This window comes from Massilia sp. Root351, assembly GCF_001425045.1.
Classification (GTDB): Bacteria; Pseudomonadota; Gammaproteobacteria; order Burkholderiales; family Burkholderiaceae_D; genus Rugamonas.
Window position 1 is genome coordinate 24,396 of sequence record NZ_LMDJ01000012.1, and the last position, 15,375, is coordinate 39,770.

13 protein-coding genes are annotated in these 15,375 nt (G+C 65.9%); 7 read left to right on the plus strand and 6 right to left on the minus strand.

The window, feature by feature from the left end; all coding sequences use genetic code 11:
- Positions 1-155 precede the first annotated feature (155 nt).
- Together ASD15_RS13100 and ASD15_RS13105 are read left to right on the plus strand one after the other, a co-directional pair.
- Positions 156-1,880: an FAD-dependent oxidoreductase gene (locus ASD15_RS13100; protein WP_057155434.1), complete on the plus strand. Its 1,725-nt coding sequence runs from the start codon at positions 156-158 to the stop codon at positions 1,878-1,880.
- Positions 1,881-1,889: 9 nt separating this feature from the next.
- Positions 1,890-2,441, plus strand: coding sequence for a hypothetical protein (locus ASD15_RS13105; protein WP_057155435.1), 552 nt, complete (start codon positions 1,890-1,892; stop codon positions 2,439-2,441).
- A 3-nt stretch (positions 2,442-2,444) separates the two neighbouring features.
- Here the strand turns inward: ASD15_RS13105 and ASD15_RS13110 are convergent, their stop codons facing one another.
- On the minus strand, positions 2,445-2,693 hold the full coding sequence (locus ASD15_RS13110; RefSeq protein WP_028833860.1) for a DUF3297 family protein: 249 nt from the start codon (positions 2,691-2,693) through the stop codon (positions 2,445-2,447).
- Between the two features lie 144 nt (positions 2,694-2,837).
- Between ASD15_RS13110 and ASD15_RS13115 the strand changes: the two genes are divergently transcribed.
- Positions 2,838-4,271: an MBL fold metallo-hydrolase gene (locus ASD15_RS13115; RefSeq protein WP_082551820.1), complete on the plus strand. Its 1,434-nt coding sequence runs from the start codon at positions 2,838-2,840 to the stop codon at positions 4,269-4,271.
- A gap of 51 nt (positions 4,272-4,322) precedes the next feature.
- Here the strand turns inward: ASD15_RS13115 and ASD15_RS13120 are convergent, their stop codons facing one another.
- The gene (locus ASD15_RS13120; RefSeq protein ID WP_057155436.1) at positions 4,323-5,222 is read right to left on the minus strand and encodes a ribose-phosphate diphosphokinase; all 900 of its coding nucleotides are present in this window, start codon (positions 5,220-5,222) and stop codon (positions 4,323-4,325) included.
- Positions 5,219-6,751: a thymidine phosphorylase family protein gene (locus ASD15_RS13125; RefSeq protein WP_057155437.1), complete on the minus strand. Its 1,533-nt coding sequence runs from the start codon at positions 6,749-6,751 to the stop codon at positions 5,219-5,221. Before ASD15_RS13125 ends, ASD15_RS13120 begins: the two co-directional genes overlap by 4 nt.
- 263 nt (positions 6,752-7,014) lie before the next feature.
- Between ASD15_RS13125 and ASD15_RS13130 the strand changes: the two genes are divergently transcribed.
- The 3 genes from ASD15_RS13130 (at position 7,015) to msrA (ending at position 12,282) form a co-directional block, all read left to right on the plus strand.
- Entirely contained in the window at positions 7,015-7,770 is a 756-nt protein-coding gene (locus ASD15_RS13130) for a CAP domain-containing protein (RefSeq protein WP_229418174.1), read from the plus strand.
- Between the two features lie 253 nt (positions 7,771-8,023).
- Positions 8,024-11,680, plus strand: coding sequence for a TonB-dependent receptor (locus ASD15_RS13135; protein ID WP_229418175.1), 3,657 nt, complete (start codon positions 8,024-8,026; stop codon positions 11,678-11,680).
- Between the two features lie 95 nt (positions 11,681-11,775).
- Positions 11,776-12,282: a peptide-methionine (S)-S-oxide reductase MsrA gene (msrA, locus tag ASD15_RS13140; RefSeq protein ID WP_057155439.1), complete on the plus strand. Its 507-nt coding sequence runs from the start codon at positions 11,776-11,778 to the stop codon at positions 12,280-12,282.
- Between the two features lie 24 nt (positions 12,283-12,306).
- On the opposite strand, the gene ASD15_RS13145 is transcribed toward msrA, so the two are convergent.
- Positions 12,307-12,522 (minus strand): hypothetical protein, encoded by a 216-nt coding sequence (locus tag ASD15_RS13145; protein ID WP_057155440.1) that lies wholly within the window; start codon positions 12,520-12,522, stop codon positions 12,307-12,309.
- Positions 12,523-12,693: 171 nt separating this feature from the next.
- Here ASD15_RS13145 and ASD15_RS13150 point away from each other — a divergent pair, with 171 nt between their 5' ends.
- Positions 12,694-13,260 carry an SRPBCC family protein gene (locus ASD15_RS13150; RefSeq protein ID WP_057155441.1) on the plus strand — a complete coding sequence of 189 codons (567 nt, stop codon included), beginning with the start codon at positions 12,694-12,696 and terminating at the stop codon, positions 13,258-13,260.
- 5 nt (positions 13,261-13,265) lie between these two features.
- Here the strand turns inward: ASD15_RS13150 and ASD15_RS13155 are convergent, their stop codons facing one another.
- Both ASD15_RS13155 and ASD15_RS13160 read right to left on the minus strand, forming a co-directional pair.
- Positions 13,266-14,750, minus strand: a complete 1,485-nt coding sequence (locus tag ASD15_RS13155; protein WP_373888176.1) for a fibronectin type III domain-containing protein — start codon at positions 14,748-14,750, stop codon at positions 13,266-13,268.
- A gap of 109 nt (positions 14,751-14,859) precedes the next feature.
- Positions 14,860-15,321 carry a PAS domain S-box protein gene (locus tag ASD15_RS13160; RefSeq protein ID WP_057155442.1) on the minus strand — a complete coding sequence of 154 codons (462 nt, stop codon included), beginning with the start codon at positions 15,319-15,321 and terminating at the stop codon, positions 14,860-14,862.
- Positions 15,322-15,375 lie beyond the last annotated feature (54 nt).

The window sequence follows — 15,375 nt, forward strand, 5'->3', positions numbered from 1 at the left end:
CTAGTGTAAATGGCAATGTAAAGCCCGCCGCTTGACATGTCAATTAATGAAACGGAATGGTTGCAATATGCAAATCACGCGGTTTCCCCACTCTTGCGCGCAGGCATGGGGATTGCTATTGACATTCAGTAACGATGAATTGCAGGAGCAACAAGATGAAAACACGCAGTGAACTGACCAGTATCCCCATGAACAGCACCTACCAGGACGGCCTGTGCACCGAGGTCGCCGTGGTCGGCGCCGGCGCGGCCGGATTGTACAGCGCCTGGCGCCTGGTGACCGACGGCGGCCTGCCCGGCTCCCAGGTGCAGCTGTTCGAAATGGACGACCGCATCGGCGGGCGGCTGGAGTCGGTCGTCTTGCCGGGCATGGACGTGGTGGGCGAACTGGGCGGCATGCGCTACATGTCCTCGCAGGCCATCGTCGCCACCCTGATCGAGCAGGTGTTCAGCCACGCGCTGGAAAGCGTGCCCTTCCCCATGGGCGACAACGCCCACCTGTTCGCCTTCCTGCGCAAGCAGTACCTGCGCGCCGACGCGTGGAAGCGCGCCCAGGCCCGCGGCGACCGCCAACTCACCCGCTACATGCTGAGCGAGGCCGACATCGGCTACAGCGCCGACCAGCTGTTCAACAAGGTGGTGTACGAAGTCCTGACCGCCGACCCGTGGTTCAACGCGCGCTACGCCGACAAGGTGAAGCACTACGGCGCCTACGACTACACTTTCGAGCTGACCGCCGAGGACTGGAGCCGCATCAAGCCGCAGCTGCGCTACTGCTTCGCCGGTCCCTACCAGGACGCGCTGGTGAACGAGCTGGGTTTCTGGAACATGCTGAAGGACCGCGTGGGCCAGGAGGGCTACAACTACCTGGCCGACGCCGGCGGCTACTACTCCAACACCATCAACTGGAACGCGGCCGAAGCCCTGCCCTACATGGTGGGCGACCTCTCCAACGCCGGCACCGAGTACAAGACCATCGCCGGCGGCTACGACGGCCTCGCCTACGCCCTGGCGGACGCCTACCTGGCCGAGCCGGGCGGCTGCATCTGGCGCGAGAACCAGCTGCTGGGCTTCACGCGTTCGAGCAAGCCGGGCTACCGCTACACGCTGCATTTCCTGAACCGCCCCGGCCGCGCGCCGTGGGCCGTGCACGCCAACAGCGTGGTGCTGGCCATGCCGCGCCGTGCGCTGGAACTGCTGGCGCAGGACAGCTTCTTCTTCCGCAACGAGGAATTGCAGCGCAACCTGGCGGCCGTGATCCCCGAACCGGCCTACAAGATCCTGATGGGCTTCGAGCAGCCGTGGTGGCAGCAGAGCTTCGGCGCGCAGTCCGGCCACTCCATCACCGATCTGCCGCTGCGCCAGTGCTATTACTTCGGCACCGATCCTTCCAACAGCCACTCGCTGCTGCTGGGCAGCTACAACGACATGCGCGCCACGCCGTTCTGGCAGGTGCTGGCGCGCCATCCCGAGCCGTTCAAGCCGCGCGCCACGGCGCTGGTGGCGCCCGCGCAGCTGGAGGGCCTGCAGAACATGCAGGCTTCGCAGCGCATGGTGAACGAGGTGATGAAGGAGCTGCGCGAACTGCACGGCAGCGGCGTGAGCATTCCCGATCCCTACGTCACCTGGTTCAAGGACTGGTCGGCCGATCCCTACGGCGGCGGCTACCACGCCTGGCAGGCCGGCTACGCGGTGGACCGCGTGATGCCCTTCATGCGCAAGCCGGACCGCGCGGAAGCCATCCACATCGTGGGCGAGGCCTATTCGGACCAGCAGGGCTGGGTCGAGGGCGCGTTCTGCGTGGCCGAGCGCATGCTGGAAGAGCACTACGGGCTGCGCCGTCCGCTCTGGCTGGACCCGCGCTATCACCTCGGTTACTAAGGAGTGGACATGCAGGTAGCTTATCAGGTTGAACTGGACCCGCAGCAACTGGAGCTGCGCGTGCAGCTGCACATCTCCGGGCTCACGCCGCGCGAAACCACGCTGCTGGCGCCCGCCCTGGCGCAGGGCGATTATGACTTTGAACAGTTCTGCCGTGCCGTGGCCGACGTGCGCGCGTTCGACCCGGGCACGGACCGGGATATCGAAATGCAGCGCCACGGCTGGTCCTGCTATACGGTGCAGCAGCGCTCGGACAAGCTGGGAATTGCCTACCGCCTGTCCGCGCTGCCGCTGGGCACGGGCGGCGCACCAGCCGTAGCCGGCCGCGAGCGCGGTTTGGGCCGCATCGCGCCGGCCGGCTGCTATCTGCGGCTGGCGCCGCACACCGGACCTTGCCGGGTGCTCTACTCGGTGCCGCGCGGCTGGGCCGTGCGCCATCCTGCCGGTGCATTGGCGCTGGGAAAAAACTACTGGGAATATGCGAACTACGAGCAGCTGCTGGCCGCCCCGGTGTCGTTCGCGGAGGAACGCCACGTGCAACTGGCGCACGCGGCCGGATAGTACTTATTTATAGAAAGCTTCGACCTTGCCGCTCAGCTTGATCAGCATGGGGCGGCCCTTGCGGTCCAGCGATTTGCCGGCGGCAACCTTGATCCAGCCTTCGCTGATGCAGTATTCCTCGACATCCAGACGCTCTTTGTCGTTGAACTTGATGCCGATGTCGTGCTGCAGCACTGGCAGGTGGTGATGCGGGCTTTTCGGGTCGACCGACAGGCGGTCCGGCAGTGGTGGTGGGGTGGTGGTATCGTTCATAGGCCCTAATTATCCACTAAAAAAAGTTTCCCGCCTAGTTGATCCAGATCAAGTTCCCCCGCTGCAATGCGCGGCGCGCTCCGCTATCGTGAAGGTCAGGTCCGGCGCGCGGCCACCGCCGCCCGGCGCCTGCGGGAGACAGCAATGAAACTGACATTTCTGGGCGCCACCGGTACCGTTACCGGCTCGCGCTACGTGCTCACCAGCGGCAGCGAGCGCATCATGGTCGACTGCGGGCTGTTCCAGGGTTACAAGGCGTTGCGCCTGCGCAACCGCGAACCGCTGCCGGTGGCCCCGGGCCAGCTGAGCGCCGTGGTGCTGACGCACGCCCACCTGGACCACAGCGGCGGCCTGCCGCTGCTGGTGCGCGACGGTTTCAAGGGCCCCATCTACTGCAGCGAGGCGACGCGCGACCTGTGCCGCATCCTGCTGCCCGACAGCGGCCGCCTGCTGGAGGAGGAAGCAGCCTTTGCCAACCGGCGCGGCTACAGCAAGCACAATCCGGCGTTGCCGCTGTACACCGAAGCGGACGCGCTGGCGGCGCTGGAGCGCCTCACCCCGGTGCCCTTTGGCCACACTTTCCGCGCCGGCAGCGCCTTCCAGGCCACCTTGCGGCACGCCGGCCACATCCTGGGTGCGGCCATGGTCCGCATCGAAGCGGACGGCGCCAGCGTGGTCTTTTCCGGCGACCTGGGACGCCAGCACGATCCGCTGATGGCCCCGCCCGAACATTTCGAGCAAAGCGACTACCTGGTCATGGAATCGACCTACGGCGACCGGGTGCACAATCCGGAGGATCCAGCCGTGCTGCTGGCGGCCACCATCAAGGCCACGGCCGCGCGCGGCGGCGTCACCGTCATTCCGTCCTTCGCCGTGGGCCGCGCGCAAACGCTGCTGTACTACATGCAGCGGCTGAAGGCGGCTGGCGAACTGCCGCCGCTGCCGGTCTACCTGAACAGCCCGATGGCGGCCGACGTGACCGCGCTGTACCGCCGCCACCGGCACGACCACCGGCTCAGCGTGCACGACTGCGAAGCCATGAGCCACGCCGCCACGATTGTGAACAGCGTGGAGCAATCCATCAATCTGAACCGCCGCCGGCTGCCGATGGTGATCATCGCCGCCAGCGGCATGGCCACCGGCGGGCGCGTGCTGCATCACCTGAAGGCGTTCGCGCCGGACCGCCGCAACACCGTCCTGTTTGCCGGCTTCCAGGCCGGCGGCACGCGCGGCGCGGCCATGGTGGACGGCACCGACGCCGTCAAGATCCATGGCGAATATGTGCCAGTGCGGGCCCAGGTGCTACAGATCGACAACCTGTCGGCGCATGCGGACCAGGGTGAACTGCTGACCTGGCTGGGCGGCTTCCGCGCAGCGCCACGCCGCATCTTCCTCACCCACGGCGAACCGCCGGCGGCCGAAGCGCTGCGCCAGCAGATCGCGCGCCACCTGCACTGGCAGGCAGAGGTGCCCGGATACGGCGACGAGGTCGAACTGCCGCCGCTGCCACGCGACAATGGGGCACCGCCAACCTCGCCGCGTACAACTGTCGGCTTGGGGCGCTCACGGCCCTCTTGAATCGCGCACCAAGGCCCGTCTGCATAGGCCAGAAGACTCGTTCGGCAAGGCTTAGCGGCTCCGCAACAGACGCTCGGCCGCCCGCGCCAGCTGCGGCGCCACGTCGATGCCGTTGCTGACGTGTGCCACGGTGTTGCAGCTGATGATGCGCGCCGGCCCTGCACGGCGCAGCGTGGCCAGCGCGTCGCTCCCGAACAGGGCGTGCACCACCACGCACACCGGTGCGGCCAGGCCGGCCTGCTTCAGCAAGCGCACCGCCGCGGCCATGGTGCGGCCGCTGGAGGCCATGTCGTCGATCAGCACCGGAGTGGCGGCGCCGATGTCGCCCAGCTTGGCGGCGGTGTCGGCCACGCTCACGTCGCGGTCGCCGTGCCGCTGCTTCTCCAGCACCGTCCAGGGGCACCCTGCCAGGCGCGCCACTTCGCCCACCCACTGCGCGCTTTCGCTGTCCGGCCCCACCAGGTAGGGCCGCGTCACATTGGCCGCCAGCCACAGTGCGATGGCCGGCGCCGACGGCACCGCCTCGGCCGCCAGCGTGTAGGCGTGCCCCAGCGTGGGGTGGCGGTGCAGGTGGGGATCGACCGTGGCCAGCCAGTCGGCGCAGCCCGACAGCAGGCGCGCCACGTGCAGCGAGGTAACGCCCTGCCCCGGCGCGAACGCGGCGTCCTGCCGCATATAGGGAAGATAGGGCAGCACCAGGCCCACACTGCGCGCGCCGAGCTCGCGCGCCACGCTGGCGCACAGGTAGAGCGCGAACAGGCCGGCGTCCGGCCCGTCCGGCGTCGCCACCAGCACCACGTCGCGCCCTACCAGCGCGGCGCCGAAGCGCGGACAGCATTCGCCGTCGGGAAAGCGGTGCAGCAGCAGCGGCGCCGTATCGCACCGCCAGTCGGCCTGCAGCCTGGCCGGCCACGCCTCGGCGCCGGGCAAGGCAAACAGCAGCGGCATCATGGCGCTTCCTCCAGCGTGATCATGTGTTCCTGGCTGCGCGCATAGGCCAGCGCGTATGCCAGTTCGCCCGGCGATTCAGCGTGCAAGGTCAGCAGCGGCTGGCCCACGTCCACCATGGCGCCCAGCGGCGCGTGGAACATCAGGCCGGCGGCGGCCGCCTTGGGCGCGCCGGCCAGCTTGGCGCAGCGCGCCAGGGCGCGGTTGTCGATGGCGGCCACGCGGCCCGCGTGCGCCGCACAGAGATCCTGCGTGTAGGCCGCACGCGGCGGCTCGCGCATGCCGCCCTGGGCCGCGCAGATGGCCTGCAGCTTGCGCCAGGCCGCGCCGCTGTCCAGCACTTCGGTGGCCTTGGCCAGGCCCCAGCCCGCCGCCGCCTGGCCGCTTGCTTCGAGCAAATGGCCTGCCAGCAGCAGGCCGCGCCGCCGCAGGTCCTGCGGCGCGCCGGGCTGGTTCTGCAGCACGGCCAGCACGTCGAAGGCCTCCAGTGCCGGGCCGATGCCGCGCCCCACCGGCTGGGAGCCATCGGTCAGCTCGATGCTCACGGCCAGCCCGAGCTGCTCGCCGACCCAGCGCAATCGCTGCGCCAGCGCGCTGGCCGCCTCCAGCGAGCGCACCTTGGCTGTGCGCCCCACCGGCATATCGACCAGCACGTGGGTGGAGCCGGCCGCCACCTTCTTCGACAGGATGGAGGCCACCAGCAAGCCGTCGCTGTCGAGGCCGAGCGGGCGCTCCACGCGGATCAGCAAGTCGTCCACCGGGCTGAGTGCCATGGCGCCGCCCCAGGCGATGCAGCCGCCCTCCCGCTCCACCACGCGGCGCATGGCGGCCGCGTCCAGCGCCACCGGCGCCAGCGTTTCCATCACGTCGGCCGTGCCGGCCGGCGAAGTAATGGCGCGCGAGGAGGTTTTCGGTATCACCAGACCGCACGCGGCGATGATGGGCACCACCAGCAAGGTGGTGCGGTTGCCCGGCAGGCCGCCCACGCAATGCTTGTCCACCACCAGCGGCGCGTCCCAGCGCAGGCGCTGGCCGGCCGCCACCATGGCGGCGGTCAGCGAGCAGGTTTCGGCAGCGTCCAGCCGGTTGCCGGAGCAGGCCGCGATCATGGCGGCCAGTTCGATATCGGAGTAGCGCCCGGCGGCGATATCCGTCACGATGGCGCCGGCCGCATCGCGCTCCAGCGGACGGCCGAAAATCTTGGCGCGGATGGCGCCGAACGAAGGCAGCGGCGGCGCGTGCGCCAGGTGCACCAGCGTGCCCTCGGCCGCCTCCAGCGCGCGCCAGGCCGCCTCGGACACGCCCGCTTCATCCAGCTCCAGCAGCGGCGCCACCGCCACATTCAGCGTCGCCACCACGCAGCGGCCGCCGTGGCGGATTTCCAGCCGCGACTGCGCCTCGAAACCTTCGGCTTTGCAGATCGGGCTATCGCTGCGCAAATACACCACCGGCTGCTGGTACGTGTCGAGGCCCAGCCGCCGCAAACGCAGCCCGGCCCCTGCCATGTCGCTTTCCGTTATTCCTGCTAGCATGCCTTTCCCCTACACAGTTGCGCATGCTTCCAAGATAACGGCCCCAGCGCCAGAAAGCAGCCGCACGACTTGACCTGGATCAAAGCGCCCTGCAATAGCACCGGCGCGGTAACATGGCAGCCATGCCAGCACGCCTTTTTCCCGTTGTTTTATCCGCCCCTGTCCCATGCAAGGCGCGGGCGGCCCTGCTCGGCGCGGCATTGGCCTGCGCTGCGCTGCATGGCGCGGCGCCAGCGAGCGCGGCCGAGCCGGGGCTAACCGGCTTGATCAATGCATACCGCGCCGTGCCGCAGCAGTGCGGCGGCCAGGCCGCCGGGCCCTTGCCGCCGCTGGCGACGCCTTCCGCTCTGTCCTCGGTCCGGCTGGGCACCGGGGCCTTCATCGAACTGGCGCTGGAGCGGGCCGGCTATCCGGTTGAGCAAGCGGCCGCCATTTTCGTGAGCGGGGCGCCGGACGCGGCGGGCGCGATGGCCGTGCTGCGCGAAAAATACTGCCGCCAGCTGCTCAGCCCGCAATTTACGGCGCTGGGCGCGTCGCGGCAAGGCGACGCATGGCAAGTGCTGCTCGCCGAGCCGCAGCGCCCGATTCCCCTGCCCGATCCGGTTGCGGCCAACGCCGCCGCGCTGGCTGCCGTGAACGCCGCGCGCGCGGCGCCCCGGCTGTGCGGCGCGCGCCTGTTCGGCGCCGCCAAACCGCTGTCCCTGAACCCAGCACTGACCCAGGCGGCGCAGGCGCACAGCCGCGACATGGCCGCGCAGCGCTACTTCAGCCACCAGGCGCGCGACGGCAGCTTTGTGGCCGAGCGCGCGGCGCGCGCCGGCTATGCCTGGCGCTCGATAGGCGAGAACATCGCCTCCGGCATCAATACCGCCGAGGAAGCCGTGGCCGGCTGGCTGGACAGTCCCGGCCATTGCGCCAATGTCATGAACCCCGCATTTACCGAAATGGGCGTCGCGTATTCGCTCAATACCGAGCGCCGGATAATGTATTGGACGCAGGTAATTGGTGCAGCGCGATAAGCGTAATGCGTTCGAATCAATCAATTGGTTGATTGATTCGAACGCCGTTATGCCCTTCCGATATAGCTTTTCCCCAATTCGATATAGCTAAACAGGGCAAAAACAACAATGCTGCTCATTGCTGTGATTATTTCCTGAGCGCTAAACACACGTCCGTTTTCCGACAATAAACTCTGTTCAAACTAATAAATCCTTACATGGGAGACGGAGAGAAATGCACATCATCGCCAACGGCCAGCTTCGGCCAAAACGTTTGAGCTACGCAATTGCCCTGGCACTGGCAAGCAATATCGCCCTTGCCCAGGACGCCCCGAAAACCGAGACCCCCGCCAAAGACACGGCCATTCAGAAGGTGGTCGTCAGCAGCACCCGCGCTTCGCAGCAAAGCGGTATCGACCGCAAGAAGAATGCCGCCACCGCGCAGGATTCCATCGTGGCCGAAGACGTCGGCGCACTGCCGGACCGGAATATCGGTGAAGCCATTTCCCGCATCGCCGGCATTGCGCTGGACCGCGGCGATTTCGGCGAAGGCGTTTCTGTGGCGGTGCGCGGCAATAGCGCCGACCTGACCCGGGTCGAGATCGACGGCCAGGGCGTGCAGTCCGGCGGCGGCACCGACATGAACGGCGGCGGCAGCGGCCGCGGCGTGGAATTCCGCGAAATGTCATCCGACCTGATCAAGAGCGTGGACGTGGTCAAGGGCTCCACCGCCGACATGACCGAAGGTTCGCTGGGCGGCGGCATCATTATCAAGACGCGCACCGGCCTGGACTTCAAGAAGCCGTTCTACTCGCTGCGCGTGGCTGCGGCGCAAAACTCGCTGAACGAGAAATGGACCCCGGACACCAACCTGATCCTGGCCAACAAGTTCTTCGACGACCGCCTGGGCGTGCTGCTGAACGTGTCCACCTCGCAGGCCAACAACGAGGGCCACTCGCAGCAGGTGGCCACCAGCGCCAACCAGGGCTACGCCCGCGCGCTGGACTTCGACAATTCGCCGAACAAGACATTCTCCTTCAATCCGAGCACCGTCAACACGTCCGATCCGCTGTCGACCACCACCTTGCTGGCCAGTCCGCTGACCGGCGGCGGCTTCTTCAACGCCGCCTCGCCGCTGGACCTGGTGACGCGCTCGGCCAACGCCAAATCCAAGGCCGACTGCTACGCCACCTTCCCGAACCTGACCACGGCGCAGCAGAACGCCATCAACGGCACCACCGCGCGCAACGCAGCCATCAACCAGCGCGGCAACGAGCTGATGACCTGCCTGAACCAGTGGAACGACTACACGCCGTCGCTGGTCCGCTACATCGAGAAAAAACAGATCGACAAGCGCCGTTCGGGCGACCTGCGCCTGGACTTCAAGGTTAACAATGAGCTGACCGTGTACGCCAAGGGCAGCATCCAGCGCCGCCGGGTGGACGATAATTATCTGGTGTATGGCCTGGGTGGCCTGTCGACCAATGCGGGCGTCACCAACTCGCCAACCTACAACGGGCCAACCTTCACCGACTCCGCCAGCGGCGTGCGCAGCGCCGTGCCTGGCTCGGGCTATTTCCTGTATGACACGCCCAGCTTCCGCAGCAACACCTTCCCCGCGACGGGCACGGTGGCCAACGTGGATCCGCGCTCGGTGGTCATGGACGCCAACCACCACGTAACCAAGTTCACCATCAGCGACGGCAGTGCCGGCGTTGACCAGATCCACAACATCATCGAAACCAGCAGCCGCTATCTGCAGGCCGGCGGTACCTACCGCAATGGCCCTCTGCTGGCGGAATTCTTCGTCGGCGACGCGAAATCGGACTTCACGCGTGGCGACAAGCGCACCAGCTGGAGCTACAACTACGGTCCGGCCACGCTGAGCGTGCTGCCAAACGGACTGTGGACTCACAGCTTCCCGCAGGGCAGCAGCTTCGACCAGTCCAATCCGGCCAACTATGCCGTCGCGCGGCCGGCGGTCGCCAACCTGGCCGCCGTACCGGCCTCGGCCACCGTACCGGTGGCCATCCCGGCCTATACCATCGCCCAGCAGCCACTGCTGACCCAGGCGCCGTCGCTGCAGTTCACGCCGCGCGGCAACGAAGGCGGCGAGCGCACCGCCAAGCTGGACCTGACCTACGCGCTGAGCGACCAGGTGCCCTTCCTGTCCCGCATCAAGACCGGTATCAACCTGCGCGACACCACCGGCGAGAGCTGGAACCCGAACGGCGGCTACGTCGTCAAGAGCGCCGTAGGCACCTTCGGCCAGGCCGGCTACGTTCCGGCGGTCAACATGCCGCAATCCATCATCCGCTCGTCGTTCATCGGTTGCGAGAACACCGCCGGCTCGCTGGGCGCTGGCGGCTCGCCGTGCAAATACGGCTATAACCCGAACACCAATACCGCTACCGCGCTGTCCGGCCAGGTTGTAGTGAACCAGAAGCAGTTCCAGGACATCATTACCGCCGCCATGAACGGGCAGCAAAGTACCCGCTTCTTCAATGGCGCCAAGGACCGGCCGGCGGACCTGGTGGAGGGCTGGACCACGATCGACGTGGAAAAGGTATTCGCCATGACTGGCGTACCCAACGTCAACTATGACTGCCTGAAGGAATGCACGGCCAGCGACGGCAAAGTCTACGCCCAGCCTTCCAACAAGTTCTCTGAAAAAGTGCGCTCGGGTTACCTGATGACGGACTTCACGGTAGACCGAGTGCCGTTCACCAGCAAGGCGCTGCCATTCAACTGGGAACTGGAAGGCAACTTCGGCTACCGCATCGTCAACACCAAAGTGAGCGGAACCGGTATCCTGGGCTTCCAGACCATCTTGAAAAACGCGGCGTTCAACCCGAGCAACCCAGACGCAACCACGGGCGTCAACTCCAGCACGCTGATCATACCGACCTCGCTGAACGCCAGCACCACCGACTACATGCCTTCCCTGAACCTGGCATTGTGGGCCGTGCCGGACCAGGTGGTGCTGCGCTACAACCGCGCCAAGACCGTGGCCCGTCCACCGGTAACCTCGCTGCTGCCCTCGGGCACCTGCACCTATGACGAGCGCAAGATCGATACCATCAGTGGCACCGAACTGGACCAGACCTGCACCGGCACCATGGGCAATCCGGCCTTGCGCCCCCAGACCAACTGGAACCAGAACTTGAGTCTTGAGTGGTACCCGAACCGCGACAGCACGTTCAACGTGTCCTACTTCAACCAGAAAGGCAAGATCGGTCCGAGCGAAGTGGTGGGCCGCAGCGACGTGAAGCTGTTCTCGGGCACCGACCTGGTTGATCCGGTTACCGGCAAGTCGCTGGGCGATCTGGACTTCAACTACCGCACCTACGACAACGGCGTGGCGACCACCCGCAAGGGTATCGAGTTCCAGAGCAAGACCGCCTTCACGTTCCTGCCGTCGGTCCTGAAGTACACCGGCCTGGACGCGAACTACACCAAGCTGCGCTCGGCTGTTTCTGCAGTCAACGTGGTGGACCTGATCACCGGCACCCCGCTGCCGCCGGCCCGCGAGTCGAAGTACTCCTACAACGCCTCGCTGTGGTATGACGATGGCGCGTTCTCGGCCCGCCTGGCGTTGCAATTCGTGGCGCAGCAGTTCACCTGCATCGCCGCCTGCGGCAACAACACGGTAAACAATTACCCGAGTTCGCCGGGCGTGACCCGCGTGACGGTCACCCCGTTCAACCCGGGCTCGCCTAACTTCAAGGACTCGACCCGCTTCATCGACGCCAAGATCGCCTACCGCTTTGCCAACGGCATCGAGATCTTCGCCGAGGGCCGCAACCTGGGCAAGGCCACCACCTCCAACAGCCAGGGTCCATACACCCCGTTCGCCGATGGCACGCCTAACCTGCTGGACTACGCTTATGCCGGCCGCCGCATCATGGTGGGTATGACAATCCGCAACTAAGTTCGTTGTTGTTCCTTTCAACCCGGCCGCGTGCCGGGTTGTTTTTTTTCAGAATGCCTATACTTACAGTCACTAAACACTGAAAGGGAACTGGCATGAGCAATACGACTGAAACCGCGCTGCTGGCAGGCGGCTGCTTCTGGGGCATGCAGGACTTGATTCGCCGCTATCCGGGCGTGCTGGCCACGCGCGTGGGCTACTCCGGCGGCGACGTAGCGAACGCCACCTACCGCAACCACGGCACCCACGCCGAGGCCATCGAAATCGTGTTCGATCCGGCCACCATCAGCTACCGCAAGATCCTGGAATTCTTCTTCCAGATCCACGACCCGAGCACGCCCAACCGCCAGGGCAACGACCGGGGCACCAGTTATCGGTCCGCCATCTTCTACACTAGCGCGGAACAGAAGCGCGTGGCCGAAGAAACCATCGCGGACGTGGACGCATCCGGCCTGTGGCCGGGCAAAGTGGTAACCGAGCTGGCGCCTGCCGGCCCATTCTGGGAAGCCGAGCCGGAGCACCAGGACTATCTGGAGCGCTTGCCCGACGGCTACACCTGCCACTTCATCCGCCCCGACTGGAAACTGCCGGCGCGGACCTAAGACCGGCGCTGGAGGCAGGCCGGGCTACTGCTCCGGCATACCGCGCAGGTGCTCGATATCGGCCACCGCGCTCTTCCAGCTGGCTTCGTCGCCCAGGGCGGCGAGCGTGTCCAGCGGCAGCTCGATTTCCTTCAGCAGCTTGCCTTCCAGCGATATTTTGTAGCGCAGGCTGCTGTATTCGATGTCATACGATTTGCGCAGCCCTTGCTGCCTGACGTAACTTTCTTGTGACATGGCCATGATGATCTCCCAAAGTAAGAACGATAGGCTGCCTTAAGCATAGCAAAATACGGGCGGGGGCGTCGCCGCGTCTTGTCGGCCTAGTCCGACATGGAATTAGGAAGTACGGCGGTATATCCAGCCGGGGAATCCGATTAGCATCAACGGATAACCTCGCAAAAGGAGAACCTCATGCTTAACCGACTCATCACCATGGCCGCAGCGGCGGCAGGCGGCTACCTGCTAGCCAAGCAACTCAAAAAAGGCAAATCCGCGCGGGGAGCATCGTCCGTGAAGGAAAGCATCACCGTCAGCGTGCCGGTGCGCACCGCCTACGGCCAATGGACCCAGTTCGAGCAGTTCCCCACCTTCATGGACAGCGTGCATGAAGTGCGCCAGCTGGACGACAAGCGCCTGCACTGGAAGGCCGACGTGCTGGGCAAGCCGGTGGAGTGGGACGCGGAGATCACCGAACAGATCCCGGACCAGCGCATCGCCTGGCGCAGCACCACCGGCAAGCTTAACAACGGCGTGGTGACGTTTGACGCCCTGTCGGACAATCGCTGCCGCATTACCCTGACCATGACATACCAGCCCGAAGGCACGCTCGAAGCCATCGGCGACGCCATGGGCGCGGTGCGCCTTGAAGCGTCCGGCAACCTGAAGCGCTTCAAGGAGATGATCGAGCAGCGCGGCCAGGAAACCGGCGCCTGGCGCGGCACCATCGAAGACCAGGGCCACGCGCCGACCGCGCATTGATACTGTCAGGGACAGTTGCCGATGACGTAGTAGCCGGCCGAGGTTTGCGCCAGCGTGGTGGTGTAGAAGATGTTGTACAGCCCCATGTTCTGGTTGGAACCCTTGGCCAGCGCGTAACCGCCGCTGTTGACGGCGCGCCCGGCCGTTACGTGGGCGTAGTTGCTGGCCGTGGTGGCGCTGCAGACGTAGCCGCCGCCCGTGGTGGTGGCGTTCACCGCAGCCGAGGCGGCGCCCGCCGCGCCCCCCGTATCCACCGCCCGCACCGTGTAGCTGTAGCCAGTGCCCGCCGCCAGGCCGGTGTCGGTGAAGGCCAGCGCGGTCAGCAGGCCGGCGTTGGCCTGCGTGCCGCCACGGTACACATGGTAGCCTGCCGCGCCGGACACGCTGTTCCACGCCAGCGCCACGCTGCTGCTGGTCACGCCGGTGACGTTCAGTCCCGCCGGCGCCGGCAGCGCGCCGCCTCCCCCACCGGACGACACGCGGTCGACCATGCCCTTGATGGCCGCCATCTGGCGCCCGCTCTTCTTGGCGTAGTTGGCGTCGTCATAACCCCACCAGTCCCAGCACCCGTTCGGATTGCCCGCGCTGCTGGGTGCGGTCTGCGGGTACAGCATGACGATGTTGTTGGTGTCCGCCCACTTGTTGTAGCCGGTGCTGCGGTAGTACTGGTCCTGGATCTTGGTGGCATCTTGCTGGCAGCCGTGCACCACCACGTGCAGCTTGCATTGCTGGCCGCTGGCGCAATTGGCCGGCACGTAGGCCCAGCCGCTGGAGGCCATGCCGTGCGAGGCGGGGCTGGCGATAAACTCGCCCTGGTTGAATTCCACGAAGCTGCCGCCCAGCGCGCCGCTGTTCTTCGCGTTCAGCGGGCCGTAGATCCACTTCAGTATCTCGCCGGCCAGGTCGAAGTTGCAGTTGTTGATGTAGGGGCTGGCCTTGGTGCTGCAGCCGCTGCCGAAGTAGTCGGTCACCATGGCGTGCTCGGAGGCCAGGTTGTTCTTGTAGAAGATACTGGCGGCAGCGATGTAGTTCTTGTAGTAGGTGTCCGCCTCATTCATCACCAGCTGCTTGACGGTGCTGTCGATGGTGCCGGAATACAGGTAGACCCTGGAATTGGCCAGGTTGCCGGTGGGGTCGATCAAGCCTTGGCTGGCCCAGCTGTTGGTGGTCGACACCAGCGTGGCCGTGGCCGGCTTGCTGAACGCGCTGGCGGCCATGCAGGGACCGGTCGCGTTGGAGAGCACGCCTTGGGCGCAGTAGAACGGACCGCCGGCCACGACGCCGGCACCCGCCTTGAAGGTGGCCGAAAACGCCACGTGCAGCTGCACCGCCATGAAGCCGCCCGAGGACAGGCCGGAGACCGAGGTCTTCTCCGGGTCGATGTTGTACGACGGCAGCGCCACGGGTGCGGCCTGTGCCGCCGCGCCCGTGACACCGAGGACAAACAGAACCATGCTGCGCATGCGGAAGCGTCCAGCGAAATTCGTCATTGCGAGTCTCCTTTATCGTTAGCCCCCGAGCGCGCTGCCCCCGAAGGGAGAGCCGATAGTAATAGGAAATATTGCGAATTCGTTAGACCTGGCAGTTCCACTAGTAGTTCTACTGTTGCGCGGCTATCGCTTCCTCTTTGCTAGCGGCCTTGCTGGCTGCTTCAAGTTGCGCCAGGCGTATCCGCATCTGCCGCTCTTCGCTCCAGCGCTGGGTTTCATCGCGCACCACGGCCACGATGGCGGCCACCTTGCGCGCCTCGTCGTACAGCATCGCCACCGTGAACGCGATCGACAGATTGCGCCCGTCGCGGTGCAAGGCGGGCACGCGCAGCACGTCGTTGCCATAGCGCGTTTCGCCGGTGGCCATGGACTTGTTGTAGCCGTCCCAGTGGCGTTGCCGCTGGCGCTCGGGAATGATGATGTCCAGCGACTTGCCCAGCGCTTCCTCGCGCGTAAAGCCGAACATGCGCACCGCCGCATCGTTCCAGACGATGATGGCCCCGGCCGCGTCGCACACCACCACGGCGTCGCCGATGCCTTCCACCAGCTGCTTGTAATCGATAGTCTGCATTACTGACCTCCAAAAAGAACGAGGGCGGAACCGGTCCGCCCTCTTGTTGGCTTA

Bases quoted from the DNA above. Each gene is read 5' to 3' on its own strand.
- ASD15_RS13100 (WP_057155434.1), top strand. From the start codon at position 156: ATGAAAACACGCAGTGAACTGACCAGTATCCCCATGAACAGCACCTAC.
- ASD15_RS13105 (WP_057155435.1), top strand. From the start codon at position 1,890: ATGCAGGTAGCTTATCAGGTTGAACTGGACCCGCAGCAACTGGAGCTG.
- ASD15_RS13110 (WP_028833860.1), bottom strand. From the start codon at position 2,693: ATGAACGATACCACCACCCCACCACCACTGCCGGACCGCCTGTCGGTC.
- ASD15_RS13115 (WP_082551820.1), top strand. From the start codon at position 2,838: ATGAAACTGACATTTCTGGGCGCCACCGGTACCGTTACCGGCTCGCGC.
- ASD15_RS13120 (WP_057155436.1), bottom strand. From the start codon at position 5,222: ATGATGCCGCTGCTGTTTGCCTTGCCCGGCGCCGAGGCGTGGCCGGCC.
- ASD15_RS13125 (WP_057155437.1), bottom strand. From the start codon at position 6,751: ATGCTAGCAGGAATAACGGAAAGCGACATGGCAGGGGCCGGGCTGCGT.
- msrA (WP_057155439.1), top strand. From the start codon at position 11,776: ATGAGCAATACGACTGAAACCGCGCTGCTGGCAGGCGGCTGCTTCTGG.
- ASD15_RS13145 (WP_057155440.1), bottom strand. From the start codon at position 12,522: ATGGCCATGTCACAAGAAAGTTACGTCAGGCAGCAAGGGCTGCGCAAA.
- ASD15_RS13150 (WP_057155441.1), top strand. From the start codon at position 12,694: ATGCTTAACCGACTCATCACCATGGCCGCAGCGGCGGCAGGCGGCTAC.
- ASD15_RS13155 (WP_373888176.1), bottom strand. From the start codon at position 14,750: ATGACGAATTTCGCTGGACGCTTCCGCATGCGCAGCATGGTTCTGTTT.
- ASD15_RS13160 (WP_057155442.1), bottom strand. From the start codon at position 15,321: ATGCAGACTATCGATTACAAGCAGCTGGTGGAAGGCATCGGCGACGCC.